The sequence below is a fragment of the Legionella pneumophila subsp. pneumophila str. Philadelphia 1 genome (genome assembly GCF_000008485.1).
In the GTDB taxonomy this organism is placed as follows: Bacteria; Pseudomonadota; Gammaproteobacteria; order Legionellales; family Legionellaceae; genus Legionella; species Legionella pneumophila.
The window spans coordinates 2,167,509-2,181,809 of record NC_002942.5; the positions used below are offsets into that span (position 1 = coordinate 2,167,509).

Here is a 14,301-nt window from a genome sequence, read left to right on the forward strand (position 1 = left end):
ATGAAACATAGTCTACGTTATTCCTGCAACCAGCTTTTAATTAAGTATAAGTCATTTTCCTCAATTATTTTTATTACTCAGATGTTGCCCAAGCTAAATGAAAGTCATTAATTTCTCTTTGTCTATTTTTCCATTTTCTTTTATTGGGAATGCGCTTAGCCATAGATAATGCTCTGGTACCATATAGTCTGGAAGCCTGGTTTTTAAAAACGATTTAAGTTCAGCGCTGCCAATCTTTGTTTGATTATTAGCAATTAGGAACACGACCATTCTATAATCAAGACCCTCTACTTTCTCACAGACAACGACGGCATCCTGGATGTTGGGATGATCTAATAAATGATGTTGTATTTCTCCTAATTCAATACGTATACCATGTAATTTGACCTGATCATCCCTGCGACCTAAAAACAATAATTCATGATTTTCATTCCAACGGACTATATCTCCAGTACGATACATTTTTTCTCCAGGCAAGTAGGGATTGTCTATAAACGATGTCCGAGTAAGCGCTGGATTATTTAAATAACCCTGAGCCAATCCAACTCCGGAAATATATAGCTCTCCAGGTTCGAAACCGGTTGAGTTTAACTGCTCATCTAACACAAAAAATTGAGTATTTTGGATAGGCTTACCAATTGGCACAGTGCGATAATCTTTATGTTTTTCACAAATAAAACAGGAAACATCTATTGTAGCCTCTGTGGGTCCGTATAAATTGACTAATATTGTTTTTTGATCTTGAAGTAACTTATTAAATAGATTAACACTTTTGGCATCCAGTGCCTCTCCACTTGAAAAGACATACTTTAAAGAGCTTAAGCGATTTATCGAAAAATCCTGTTCGATGTAACTTAAAAATATTCGTAATACGGAGGGTACAAAATGAATAACGTTTATTTGATATTGCTCAATCATTTGAATAAATAGCTTGATATCATGTTCTTTTCCTGGCGGTAATAGTACTACTCCGGCCCCCGCAATAGACCACCAACAGGTTTCCCAAACTGAGATGTCAAAGCAAATGTGTGTTTTATGAAACACTACATCATGAGTTTGCAATGGAAATGTGTTTTGCATCCATAGAATTCGATTTACCAGAGCCTGATGTGAAATCATGACCCCTTTCGGTTTGCCAGTAGTGCCTGAAGTATACATCACATAAGCTAAATCCTGTTTTTCTCGAGGCAGGTTTAAATTATGGCAATCTTCATCGCTCACATTGGCATGAATGCTTAATACTTGCAACCCAGCTTTTTGGGTCAATAATGAATTATCACTAACAATTAGAAATTTGATTTGGCTGTCTTCAAGGATGGTTTGATTTCTTATGACCGGAGCCATGGGATCTATCGGTAAATAAGCACCTCCTGCCTTTAATACCGCAAAAATTGCCACCAGCATTTCAAAAGAACGCGTGAGCTGAATGCCCACAATTCCATTTAATGGCAGTCCTTTTCTTTGCAGATACCGTGCGTATTGGTTGACTTGTTTATTAAAGGCATCATACGAAATTTGACGATCTTCCAGATAAACCGCTGTATTTTCTGGATATTGCTTTACCTTCTCCTCAAATAAGGAGCAAATTGTCGTGTCCTGATCAGGAGATCTCATTGTTTAATAATATCCTCTATTTATTGATGCAAAGTTTCGAAATGAGTATCTCGTGCATTTGCGAAGTTCCTTCAATGATCTCCATTACCTTAGCATCTCTGTAATATCTCTCAACAGGATAGGTTTCATCAAAACCAGCTGCGCCAAACAGCTGCAGTGCATGGTTAGATACAAAAACGACCATTTTTGAAGCCGCGTATTTTGCTATTAATGTTTCAGCTATGTATGCTGGATTTTTTTTTTGCCTAAGTTCTCCGGCATAAAAACACAATTCCCGGGCGGCTTTAACCTGCACCACCATTTCAGTTATCATTTTTTGAATGAGCTGATGTTCGTCTAACCTGCGATTGAATTGTTTTCTTTCTTGAGTATAGCCAAGAGCCGCATCCAGGCAAGCTTGCCCTAAACCAACACATCCATACGCTGTTGTATAACGTCCTTCATCTAAAGCAGTTTGGATAACATAGGTAAAACCGACACCAATACTACCCAGCAGATTTGTTTTAGGAATTCGGCAATTATCAAAAAAAATCTCTGCCAGCATATTAGAGCGTAAACCTAAAAAATTAGACATGGGTGAAATAATTAAACCTGGCGTGCCTTTTTCAACTAAAACCGCAGTAGGTTGACCCTGGCAATTTGCCAAAACCAAAAACAAATCCGCTATTTGCCCTAAGGTAATGTATTTTTTACTGCCATTTAGAATGAACTCATCACCTGCATCCAACAACTGAGTTTCAACATGTTCCAAATCGCTGCCTATATTAGGTTCTGTTAAAGCTAATGCAGCTAAAGTTTCTCCTGAGGCAATCCGGGGTAACCAGATTTGCTTCTGTGCTTTTGAACCAAACTGCAAAAGTGACTTACTCACCATGCCCAATACTGTTAGGATATTTGCCAAAGAACAAAGCTCTTTAGCAAAGGATTCATACATGATACCGATGGTCAATTCATCCCATTGTTGCCCGCCAAATTGTTTGGGAATGCAAGCGCCCAAAAAACCATTTTGAGCCAACGTATAAAAAAAATCGCGCGGAATGTTTTGTTCTTTATCAAATTTTTTTGCATGAGGGTGAAGACAATTTTCTATGAATTGATTAAAGAACTGTTGTTTTTTCACTTGTCGAGGCTGATAGTTGGGCAAAATTCCTCTCCTTAGTGGCTGTTTGCAATTCTACTCATATTGATAAAATCCTTTTTTTGTTTTTTGTCCAAGAAGCCCTGCATCGACCATATTTTTTAATAACCAGCATGGTCGATACTTTGGATCGTTCAGCTCTGAATAGATTGTTTCTAAAGAATAGAGAACCGTATCCAACCCAATTAAATCGGCAGTATGCAGCGGCCCCATCTTATGCCCAAAGCATTGTTTGAATAGAACATCGATGTCTTCGATTGATGCAATGTTTTCCTGTACCATAAAAATGGCTTCGTTAATAAAAATCATCATGGCACGATTACTCACAAAACCAACGGAGTCCTTAACAACGATCATTTTTTTATGGACTTGCTCAAGTAAGGTTCTGGTTTTTTTTATTGTCGATTCGTCAGTGTGATATCCCTTAATCACTTCTACCATAGGCATTATCGTCGCTGGGTTCATAAAATGAACCCCTATAACGCGTTGGGGATGTTCAACGAGCGATGCTATTTTAGTAATAGGTATAGAGGAGGTGTTTACCCCCAAAATACAGGTTGGGTTGCCTTGTTCATTTAATACCTGATACAGTGCTTTTTTTAGCTCCCAATTCTCAGTGATATTTTCTATAATATATTCCGATTCCTTAAGTTCATCTAATTGTGTTGTAAAAGCAATTGATGCCAGTATAGTTTCAATAGAATGGGTCAATGCTAAATTTTGAGTTAATGCCAGATAGTGTAAATTTTTAGCTATAGTGGTCTTTGCTTTATCCAGTTGAGATTGGATGTTATCGATTAAAGTGACATAAAATCCGCATTGCGCAAAAAGCTGTGCGATACCTGAACCCATTGTTCCTGCACCAAGAAGCGTTAGTTTTTTTTGTTTCATGCCGTTTGTCCACCAAAGCTTATTACAGTTATTCGTATTGGATTACAAGTAAAAGCTCAATTCTGGCCGTTTGTTCCAAATCCCGCATAAAGGTTCTTGGCCTATTACCATTATAGTTTACTGGAAATAAAGTAAGCGATATCATCAATGCTGGTTAACTGGTTCGGATTAAACTCACCAACCTCAAGATCAATTTTATATTTCTTCTCTATAAAAACTAATAATTGAATAAAAAATAAAGAGTGCATTGCACCTGTATCAAAAATATTATCCGAATAACCAATATCCTTAATTCGAAAAGAATTGAGTAAAAATAGTTTTACTTCATTTTTAATGCGTTCAACTTCCATCAAATCTTCCTGTTTCATAAGAATAGTCTTATTCAGATATGGGTAATGGAATTATTCATAATAATATTTTTTCCAGGAAAGTCAAAATGCTTAACAAATACTTAGACAGGAAGCGCAACAGTGGGAAATGACTTGACATCATTTTCATTATGGTTACCTGCTATACTTGCTGATACAGAGCGAATTGATAAGGACATCCATGAAGCAAATGGCAATTGTACTTCAGGGAGGCGGGGCACTGGGAGCTTATGAATTGGGCGTATTAAAATACCTCTATGCATCAGCCAATTTTTCGCCAAACATTATTTCAGGGGTTTCTATTGGTGCTATCAATGCAGCGGCACTGATTGGAGCGAAAGATGAGCCTATCCAGACTCTGGAAGCAATATGGGAAGAACTGACTGTTTTTTCTGCCCAGATATTCCCTGAAATGACGGAATCTTTTCTCGCACTCTTAGGCAATGCGGCTTTTTATCATTTGCGAACTGATTACTGGTCAATGCCTTATTGGACCAGTTTTTATACCACGAAGCCCCTTGAACAATTATTGTTAAAATACATTGATTTTGACAAACTGAATAACAGCCCAATCCATTTAATTCTTACAGCAACTAATGTTACAACCGGTAAAATCACCGTTTTCGAGAATCAAGGTAATAACCGTACAGAAATCACGCCTTTGCATGTATTGGCCAGCGGTAGTTTGCCTCCTGGCTTTCCCATGACACTCATTGGAGATATTTATTACTGGGATGGGGGTTTATTTTCCAATACGCCGCTATCTCCGGTTATGGAAAAACTTAATCCCGATCCAAACGTTGAAAAGCAAATTATTGTGATTAATCTTTTCCCCAGCCAGGGAAAAATACCGACTAATATGCCTGAAGTTTTTGATAGAGTATTTGAAATCATTTTTTCCAATAAAATCCGTTTTAATACCGAATTAACTGAAAAAATCAATGAGTATGTTGAAACAATACAGGAAATTGAAAAAATAGTTCCCGAAAATAGCTTTATAAGACAACTCCCAGGCTATAAACGACTGCTTAATTACAAATATATTCAGGATATAATTTATATAGAAAGCTCAGATGAAGAAAATGCAACCGCTTCTTTTGATTTTTCCCGCAAAGCGATACAAAGACGTATTGACTCAGGATACAAAGATGCCAAAAATAATTTTCAGTTGAATCAGTTAATTTAAACTCTGCTGCATCCACTATTACATTGCTGCTGTCATAGCATGCAAAGTCGCAGGAGTAGCAGCTTCTCTATGCTAAGGTTTTTTATTCTGGTTCGGACTTTTCGCAACAGCCCCTGATACACAAATACCATAAATGATTTATTAGGGTTGGTTCTGGCGGCTGTTGTGACTCTTCATCAATCATAAACTTAAGGTTATACCTTGTTCAGGTTTAATTAATTCGACACCAATATCATTTTCCTGGGATAATTCGTTTATGACCTGTTTTTCTGTATCTTCATTAGTATTTGAAAAGTCAGCTAATTTGGGTTTGATGTGTGTAACAACAACGGGTAAACCTCGTAATGAGTTTCTTGAGTCGAAAGGATCAACAATCGATGCCAAGTGCCGCAACTCTGACATAAACAAGTTTGGTTTTAAATGGCCAAATAATTTGTCATCTGGTTGTGAATTTAAAAATGAGCACTCCAGCATGATGGCATGAAGCTGCTTATTTCTTATCAGTGGGGCAATTTCTTTCCAAATATTCTCCATATTTGTCGACTTTTCAATGCGATCAGCACCAGTATCACCAAAATAGAGGGCATATTCGGTTTTATAACGTATTAAAAAAGCGCTTGATGCCATTCCGCTATGGCTCAAAGGAAACACTTTAACGTGCAAATCTGTATCAGGAATAGCAAGCCACTGGAGTAATGGCAGAGTTTGATAATGCTGAAAATTCAAATGAGGAATTGCTCCGCTATCTCCAAAATTCCCCCAGACAGACCAATTAAAAATATTGTCCTGCAATGCCTGCATTGTTTCTTCACGCGCCATAATGGTTTGCTTTTCTCGCAATTCGGGTTGCGCCATCACAAGCCCCATAACATGATCAAGATGGGCATGAGAAATAAGGTAAGCTGGAATATGTTTTTGCAGCAAATCATCAACCTTTTTACTAGGCAGGGATTGTCTATCGACTGCGACTTCAAGCCCACGCACCAAAGTGCCCCCATCAAGAGCCGTATAATTTTTGCTCTCGATGGCTTTTATTAAATAAGCTGATAAATTTCCATCTTTCAAACCACCATAGACTCCAAGAGGAATAATTTCAAAGACAGGCGCACAACATCCTGCATTAGATAATAAAAAAATAAGAATGGTAATCAATAAACGGCGCATGAGGATTTCCTTTCAAATGATTCAAGTAAGTTTGTAAAATAATACAGTATTCAGCCTTGCTTAAATTACCGTATTTATACGGTAGAAGTTCAGCATCATAATTATTAAAGTGACCTTATAATAGCCGCTTGCTGTAATCTTGCAGGGAAGTAATTGTGATAACCATTTAACACTGCTTTTACCAGTATCTCCGCTTTATTCCTGCAATCCATTTTATTCTTAATATTTTCTATGTACGACTCTATAGTCCGTTTGGATAGAGAAAGCAAAGCCCCAATTTCTTTTGCGGATTTTCCTCTTATTAATAAAAACACACATTCATGCTCACGGTCTGTTAATCCATAGATATTTTTATTGTCATTCAGTGTATAATAATGGGGACTTAAATGCCATTTATCATCAAACAGCCTTAAAACTCTGAATATTTCATTCTTGGGATAAGGATGGCAATAATAAATCAATCCCGTCACCTTCTGGTCCTGATCTGTTAAAGGGCGTTTTTCCAACAGGAAAACTTCACTAGTCTTTGAATCGAAATGTACTGTTGCTATTTTTTCGCCGTTTAATACGCGCAAATCTTGCTGCTGGAACATTTTATTCTCTTCAGTAGCCCAAGGCGACAACTCCTCATCTGTTTTACCAGCCAGCTCTTCTATATCACGAAATCCTTTCAATTCCAGCAGCGCTTTGTTTGCACCTAAATAATTGCGGTTTAAATCCTTCCAGCCAATATAGCCTGGAAGATGATCCAGCAAGGATATTTCAGGGGCCAACATTAGTCCTATCCTCCAATGAATGCTAATTTTGCGCGCGGATTATTAAGGGGTTAATGTCGTTATTTTAAATGGTAGCCTGCCCAAATCAACTGCCTGTATAACAAAAGAGAGTCTAATCAATATTTGGCTTTAAAGGCAGGCACTCTCAGGCAATGAGGAAGACCCTATTATGTCGCAAATTCGACATAAGCGTTAATTAACTCTCCAGATTAATTGATTAAAATAAGAATTATTAGAAAAAATATTAACCATAGGATCTTGAAATGTTTTTTAAACGTGAAAAAAATACACCTATATCTTTCATAGCAATTTTAGAAAAATACGACATTAACCCTGTCAACCTGAATATTGCTTCTTCGTATGATGAAGAGCTTCATACACCAGCTGTTCTAACAAAGTACCTAGGGCGGGATATCAAATTTCTTGTAGCAATTTTAGAAGCGAATAAAGGCCACTTGGCAAAAGACGGTGAATTGTATAAAAACATCACTGACGCTCTGCGATTTGCTGAATATGACCTGGAAAGAGCTAAAAATAATTTGAATAGCGTACATTCAAAACGAAAAAAAATTAAAAACAAGAACGATATGAATATTGAATCAGAATGGAATGCGGCAAATCATGCGTTAAAGAAATGTCAGACCCATTTTGACAGAATGGAATCATTCAAAAACTGGCTTGACGAAACAGAGGAAGAGTATTTGGACAAAGACACATGTAAACTTTTAAAGTCAAATATAAAAACTCTCCAAAATCTGGCTGATGAGATCACTCATTTAACAAAAAAGGCAAACTTGATATATCAAAAATATAAAGATTTTTGGGGAGAAAACCAAGAAAACATAGAAGAAAAATTAGACTCCAAAGATCAGAAAATTGATAAAAAAGAAATCGAGAAATTTGAAAAAATAACATCAAGCCTGGCCAAATTATATCAGATCTTACCCGAACAGCATCAATTTTTGGATGAATTTCTACAAAACGTCTGTTTAATTACTCATAGACTTTCTTAATAATAACTGATTCAAATTATTTGAATTGATGGCATCTTGGCAGAGATTAATGACATTACATCACGCCTTCCCCCCTCGTAATAAAAAAAGCTTTCTTTTTTCTCTGCCAGTTTTTTGCCTGTAAATAACAAAGCTACCAAGTGCTGCTTCTTAAGTCGATGAAACTCTTCTGATACCGCTTTGTCATATTCACTGCTTCCCAAAACATAATGATGACTGGTATCAAATAGCAGTCTAGCAAACTCCTTGGCACTGCAACCGCACTTTTCCAACTTATTTTTCGCAATTGTAATGGTTAATTTACCTTCGATTTGCCTAAATAACTCAGATAACTCTTTCCCGCTTTTCGTGCCAAGGAAATTATCGCTTAAATTAAGATGGGTAATTCCTGTATGATTCACTGCTTTCAACATAACAAACAGATCGGTTTTTGCCATTTTTCCAAAGTTATTCCAACTCAAATCAAGATGAGTGATCCCAGAGTCTTTAAGAGCACCCAACATAGTTGATAACTCAGGTCCCTTCCTTTCACCAAGTTTATTACCATACAAATCAAGATGAGTTACTCCAGAATCCTTAAGAGTACTCAATATATCGAATAACTCTGATTCTGTCTTTGTCCCAAGGTCATTCTCAGCCAAACTAAGTGATGTGATTCCAGAACCTTTGATTGCATTCAGAATTTCAACCAATTCAGCCCCAGATTTTTCTCCAAAGTCATTCCCGCTTAGATCAAGATGAGTGATTCCAGAACCTTTAAGAGCGCTCAGCATAACAACCAAATCTGTTGCTGGCATTTTATCGAAATTATTTAAACTTAAATCAAGATGAGTAACTCCAGAATTTTTGAGGGCACTCAATATTGCGGCCAATTCGATGCCTGTCCTTTTATCAAACTCATTCCCACTCAAATCAAGATGGGTAACTCCGGAGTCTTTTAGTTTTTGTAGTTCAGCGATTATTTCTTTTGTTTGTTTTTGCAAAAAGTTTAGTTCTAGTTTCATGGCTAGATTTCCCATAATTAAGTGGATGAACCATATTAATGGAATTTAATTCCAATTATGGTCTTATTTTGCCCAAATTTAACAATTAAAATCTTATGTGTCAAATGTTAATTCTATTCATTTACTTGTCATGCGCCGATGGAGACATATGAAAGAACGAGTCAGCCTAGATTCGCGCATAGCTCCATGGAATGATTATATGTGTCAATTTCGACTTAATCTGATACATATTTTTGTCTAACCAAGAACATCTCACTGAATATATTTCTACACCATATCAATACCTTAATCGGTTTTTAAGAATCAAAACACATAATCTGAAACTAATTTATTTTATGAGACTGGAGATTGGATTTTTCCCTGTCTACTGTCGTATAAATTTCTCTTGCACTCTCCATTTCTCCTTTTACCGCAAGAGGTAATTTTTGTTTTTGTAAATGTAACAATACTTCATCCGCACTTGTGTCATTAGATAATTGATTTACTATTTTCAAGGCCTTTTCCAGTTCATTAATTTCTGCTTTAATTTTCTTGATTTCAAAATGCTTATCAATTCCTCTAAAAAGAGTAAAAGAACTTTTTTTGATCACATCGTTTTCAATGTATTTTTTATGATCGAGCCTGTCTTTTATGCCTTTGCCTAGAATATTCCCGACAATTTCTTTAAAAGGCTTCTCTCTGATGTTACCCAATAAAAATTGGGTGCGTTCTGACTTAGACATTTCTAAAAACTCAGACCATTGTTTTTCAGAGTTATCAATAATATCTTCCAGATGCTTCTGCTCACTCTCGGCCAAAAATGCTAAAAGGTTTTTCTCCACCCTCTGTCTCTTGTAATCGATGGTTGTATTTTTTGATGATTTGGATTGTTTACCTGATGTATGTCCAAGCAAATCCCTATACTGCTCTGGATTCAAACCTTTCTTACTGACTAGTTGCTGCGCCTCTTTTGGTGAAGCAATCATAAGACTATCCAGAATAGAATCGATTTGAGTCATACGATACAGATCTGGAGATTGCCTGAATAGTGCGTCAGGATTAATCAGCTTCACCCCATTAACCACTTTGTAGTTGGCGAAATTTTCATTAAATAAAAATTTCTTTTTTGACAACAGCAAAATATGCTCAATAGTCATTCGTGAACAATTTTCTCGGTCTGTTTGAATCAAACGAAAATGTTTTGAATCCTTCGCCTTTGGATCTCTATCCGGCTCTAACCGGTAAGCATCGCAATCAGGAAATCGGCTCATAATTTCATCAAGCGCAGCATCTCCTGCACTATCATTAGCCGCATCTAAACAAAAAACATGAAGCTTTCCATCAACGATAAAAAAATCAAATGCTGTCCAGTGGTGGTTATCTGCAGTAAAAAGAGCGATTTGAAATCGGGTCGTTCCACTAAAATCGTTAATGTTATTTTTTAACTTATCCAGGAATTTTCGGTATTCATCTTCCTCAAACGCATTTTGTGGTCTGCTCAACACAAAACAGTTAAATGCCTCACCACGTTTGTTCCGATTTTCTTTTTTTCTTGCCATAGCTAACTTAACCACGGAAGGACCCCAGCGTGGGTTATTTAATAATTGCTCAAGCCACTTTTGATTAAGTTGTTCTTTTTCTTCTTTTAACCCTTTTTTGACTTTGGATTCGTCTTCCATAGCCATTTATCTTCAATCTGATTCTATATTAACTAGTATAGAACTTATACAGCACACTGCGACGTTTTTCTAATGAGTGGGATTTTCAGTGGGGCTGTTAAAACTGGTATTTGGCATCTTAATACATGCAGAATGAAATAGAAGGAAAATACACCTCAAAATTGCGGATTATCCTTTCTTGCAAGCAGGTAGTATTTTTTGATCATTAAGTTGTTTTTACTCAATTAGACTATAATAAGATCATTGTTGGCCGCTATTAAAAGGAATCCAGCGGTTCCTCAGACTAAAGGAGCAGATTATGCATCCAGAAATTGAAAAAGCCCAAAGAGAGATTATTGAGGCATTCAATGCCAAGCCAAAAAATGGGATAAATAAAATAAAAGAAATATGTGAACAATATAAAATTTCTCCCAATGAAGAGATAGCTGAGTTCTTTCATCAACAAAGAAAAAATTTGGATTTAGAAGCGGTTGGCGATTATTTAAGCAGCCCAGAGGCAGAAAACCAGCAAGTATTAAAAGCTTTTACCAGTCAAATGAATTTCAATGGGCAAAGTTTTGTTGAGGGTTTAAGGACCTTTTTGAAAACATTTAAATTACCAGGCGAAGCTCAAAAAATTGACCGGTTAGTGCAAAGCTTTAGTGGTGCCTATTTCCAGCAAAATCCTGATGTGGTTTCCAATGCGGATGCTGCCTATCTTTTAGCATTTCAAACCATTATGCTTAATACTGATTTACATAACCCAAGTATCCCTGAGAAAAATAAAATGACCGTGGATGGACTCAAAAGAAATCTCAGAGGAGGTAATAATGGTGGAGATTTTGATGCCAAATTTTTAGAGGAACTATACAGTGAGATTAAAGCCAAACCTTTTGAGTTGAATTTCGTTAAAACCAGCCCAGGATATGAACTTACTTCAACCACTCTTAATAAAGATTCTACCTTTAAAAAGCTGGATTCATTCTTGCATTCAACGGATGTAAACATCAATACAGTTTTTCCAGGAATAGGTGATAATGTTAAAACAACTGTAGATCAACCAAAATCATGGTTAAGTTTTTTTACCGGATATAAGGGAACAATAACGTTGACAGATAACAAAACATCCGCACAAGCTACTATCCAGGTTTATACTCCCAATATATTTTCAAAATGGCTATTTGGAGAACAACCGAGAGTAATAATACAACCTGGACAAACCAAAGAGTCAATCGATTTGGCAGCAAAAGCAGCAGCTGACTTTTCATCGCCAGTAAAAAATTTTAAAGCGACGTATGATTATGAGGTAGGTGATTTAATAAAAGCATATGATAACCAGAAAAAACTCATTACGATTGAGAGAAACCTGGCACTTAAGGAGGGCGTTCCCAAAGATCCAGACGCTGAAATGCAAAAAGAAAAAGGTAGACAATTAAAATTTTAATCCAATTAGACTAAGAATAAATCATTCGGTCTCATAGTGTTTGGACTCCACAAATCTGGGTGAAATGGCCTCGATAGTTTGAAGAATGAGATTGTTTTTTATAGGGCAAATTGATTTATTTAATTTATCAAAATTCACATTATTATCCTTAATTAACTTTAATGTCCCTATAAAATAATAGAAGTGTAGACTTTTTATTTAACTAATTGAACTCTCAAAAAAATCTGTCTTTCATGCCTACACAAGTTAATAAAATTAAAATGCCCGACGGCATCCCATGTTGTCTTACTATAATTTTTGAATGTAACCTAAACTTTAAGTAAGCAGGACATTGGGGAGCTTCATGACAGACATTGCGGTTATTATCAATAATCGAGCTAAAAATGCACACCGAATGGAAGATTATTTATCCGAACTCAGAGCGCATGACATTGATTATCAATTATACAAAGCAGACCCTCAACAATTGGAAAAGAATATTCAGCATTGTTGCTCAAAATACCCTTTACTATTAATCGGGGGTGGAGACGGCACTGTTCGGAGTGCTGCTCAATGGTGCAGCAATACGTCTGTTATTCTTGGTGTGCTTCCTTTAGGAACTATGAACCATTTTTCCAAAGAGTTAAATTTACCTTCAACTACTGAGGAATTAATAGCAGCAATCGTGGAAAAAACAACGACTACAATTGACGTAGCAGAAGTAAATGGCCATATATTTATTAACAACTCGTCTATCGGCTTCTACTCAAGACTGGCAAAAAACCGTGATTATTATACAAATTTTTATAATAAATGGCTTACTTACATTCCCAGTTTTATTCGGGCTTTGTCATACCACCCCTCTTATGCCTTATTAATAAAAAATAAGGAACTTGATATATCAATACGCACTTCCTTTTTTATGGTAAGCAACAATTGCTATACCTATGAATTTCCTCTCAAATTTACCCGGGAAAGTTTTCAAAATGAGCAGCTGGGCATTTATTATTACAAACGTAGTAAATTGCGTTTATTCAAATTTTTAATTGATTTCTTAACGGATAAGGAGCATTTTGAAATAATACAGACAAGATTACCTCTGGAGGTTGATGTTGTTCATAAAAATAAAATTACCATCTCTTTAGATGGGGATACGCTGGCTATAGCACCCCCTCTTTATTATAAAATTTTACCTAAATCACTGAAATTACTGACTAAAAAAATATGAAAATTATCCATATTTCCGATTTGCATTTTGGCATGCATCAACCTAAAGTTTTAAATGCGTTTCTTCAGGAAACCGCCCTCGATAAACCAGATATCATTCTTATATCAGGAGATTTAACTCAACGTGGACTCTCGTATCAGTACCGGGAGCTTTGCTCATTTATAAATCAACTGCCAGCTCAAACGCTTTCTGTTCCCGGTAATCATGATATTCCCTTTTATAATGTTCCAGCACGTTTTATATTCCCTTTTCGCCAGTACAAACGCTACATAAACCCGGATGTAACCACCACCTTTGAAAACGATTGTGTGCGTATTTTGGGGGTTAATAGTGTCAACCCCTTGCAATTAAAGGATGGAAAATTATCTCATGAAACATTAAATAGAATTAAACGATATTTTAAACCGGACGATGAAAAATTAAACTTGCTCTTCTTTCATCATAATTTTGATTATATGGAAGGATTACATAAGCCACTAGCGAATGCACAAACGCTTTTAAGCTTTTTAAAGCAAAGTACCATTCATTTGGTTTGCACAGGTCATCTACACTATGCTCATTTAAGTTTAATTGCTAAAAATAATGGCTACTCCTGTCTGGCGCTGCATGCCGGCTCATTACTGTGCCCACGCAGCAAAGATAATTTAAACAGCTATTATGTGATTGAAGCGAATCAGAAAAAGTGCCGCATTACCTGGCGTGTTTTTGATCAAGAACACTTTACTGCTCGCTCCATCTATTTTATTGATTTTAATAAAAAAAATGCGTCATTTGAGCACCTAAATCCAGTCACAGATGATGCTTGATGCACAGGACTACACTGTATTTCGCTTGTCAGAACACTAGTATGCCAATTATC

Annotated in this window: 13 protein-coding genes; 5 read left to right on the forward strand and 8 right to left on the reverse strand. The window is 36.2% G+C overall.

Features of this window, described 5'->3' with window-relative positions:
• Nucleotides 1-93 precede the first annotated feature (93 nt).
• The 4 genes from LPG_RS09730 to LPG_RS09745 all read right to left on the reverse strand — a co-directional run bounded on the left by LPG_RS09730 (nt 94) and on the right by LPG_RS09745 (nt 4,011).
• On the reverse strand, nt 94-1,614 hold the full coding sequence (locus LPG_RS09730) for an amino acid adenylation domain-containing protein (protein WP_010947656.1): 1,521 nt from the start codon (nt 1,612-1,614) through the stop codon (nt 94-96).
• A 16-nt stretch (nt 1,615-1,630) separates the two neighbouring features.
• The gene (locus LPG_RS09735; RefSeq protein ID WP_010947657.1) at nt 1,631-2,758 is read right to left on the reverse strand and encodes an acyl-CoA dehydrogenase family protein; all 1,128 of its coding nucleotides are present in this window, start codon (nt 2,756-2,758) and stop codon (nt 1,631-1,633) included.
• Between the two features lie 30 nt (nt 2,759-2,788).
• Nucleotides 2,789-3,643: a 3-hydroxyacyl-CoA dehydrogenase family protein gene (locus LPG_RS09740; protein WP_010947658.1), complete on the reverse strand. Its 855-nt coding sequence runs from the start codon at nt 3,641-3,643 to the stop codon at nt 2,789-2,791.
• 110 nt (nt 3,644-3,753) lie between these two features.
• Entirely contained in the window at nt 3,754-4,011 is a 258-nt protein-coding gene (locus LPG_RS09745; protein ID WP_010947659.1) for a phosphopantetheine-binding protein, read from the reverse strand.
• A gap of 181 nt (nt 4,012-4,192) precedes the next feature.
• On the opposite strand from LPG_RS09745, the gene LPG_RS09750 reads away from it, so the two are divergent.
• Nucleotides 4,193-5,197, forward strand: coding sequence for a patatin-like phospholipase family protein (locus tag LPG_RS09750; protein WP_015444370.1), 1,005 nt, complete (start codon nt 4,193-4,195; stop codon nt 5,195-5,197).
• A gap of 180 nt (nt 5,198-5,377) precedes the next feature.
• On the opposite strand, the gene LPG_RS09755 is transcribed toward LPG_RS09750, so the two are convergent.
• Together LPG_RS09755 and LPG_RS09760 are read right to left on the reverse strand one after the other, a co-directional pair.
• Entirely contained in the window at nt 5,378-6,361 is a 984-nt protein-coding gene (locus LPG_RS09755; RefSeq protein ID WP_010947661.1) for an MBL fold metallo-hydrolase, read from the reverse strand.
• 104 nt (nt 6,362-6,465) lie between these two features.
• Nucleotides 6,466-7,137, reverse strand: a complete 672-nt coding sequence (locus tag LPG_RS09760; protein ID WP_010947662.1) for a helix-turn-helix transcriptional regulator — start codon at nt 7,135-7,137, stop codon at nt 6,466-6,468.
• A gap of 263 nt (nt 7,138-7,400) precedes the next feature.
• Between LPG_RS09760 and lem16 the strand changes: the two genes are divergently transcribed.
• Nucleotides 7,401-8,150 carry a Dot/Icm T4SS effector Lem16 gene (gene lem16, locus LPG_RS09765; RefSeq protein ID WP_010947663.1) on the forward strand — a complete coding sequence of 250 codons (750 nt, stop codon included), beginning with the start codon at nt 7,401-7,403 and terminating at the stop codon, nt 8,148-8,150.
• A gap of 11 nt (nt 8,151-8,161) precedes the next feature.
• Here lem16 and legLC4 read toward each other — a convergent pair whose 3' ends face one another.
• Together legLC4 and lem17 are read right to left on the reverse strand one after the other, a co-directional pair.
• Nucleotides 8,162-9,169 carry a Dot/Icm T4SS effector LegLC4 gene (gene legLC4, locus LPG_RS09770; RefSeq protein WP_010947664.1) on the reverse strand — a complete coding sequence of 336 codons (1,008 nt, stop codon included), beginning with the start codon at nt 9,167-9,169 and terminating at the stop codon, nt 8,162-8,164.
• A 308-nt stretch (nt 9,170-9,477) separates the two neighbouring features.
• On the reverse strand, nt 9,478-10,818 hold the full coding sequence (gene lem17, locus LPG_RS09775; RefSeq protein WP_010947665.1) for a Dot/Icm T4SS effector Lem17: 1,341 nt from the start codon (nt 10,816-10,818) through the stop codon (nt 9,478-9,480).
• A 292-nt stretch (nt 10,819-11,110) separates the two neighbouring features.
• Here lem17 and ralF point away from each other — a divergent pair, with 292 nt between their 5' ends.
• From ralF to LPG_RS09790, 3 genes are all read left to right on the forward strand, one after another.
• The gene (gene ralF, locus LPG_RS09780; RefSeq protein WP_010947666.1) at nt 11,111-12,235 is read left to right on the forward strand and encodes a T4SS guanine nucleotide exchange effector RalF; all 1,125 of its coding nucleotides are present in this window, start codon (nt 11,111-11,113) and stop codon (nt 12,233-12,235) included.
• 343 nt (nt 12,236-12,578) lie between these two features.
• Nucleotides 12,579-13,442 (forward strand): diacylglycerol/lipid kinase family protein, encoded by an 864-nt coding sequence (locus LPG_RS09785; RefSeq protein ID WP_015444367.1) that lies wholly within the window; start codon nt 12,579-12,581, stop codon nt 13,440-13,442.
• Nucleotides 13,439-14,248 carry a metallophosphoesterase family protein gene (locus LPG_RS09790; protein ID WP_010947668.1) on the forward strand — a complete coding sequence of 270 codons (810 nt, stop codon included), beginning with the start codon at nt 13,439-13,441 and terminating at the stop codon, nt 14,246-14,248. Before LPG_RS09785 ends, LPG_RS09790 begins: the two co-directional genes overlap by 4 nt.
• Nucleotides 14,249-14,301 lie beyond the last annotated feature (53 nt).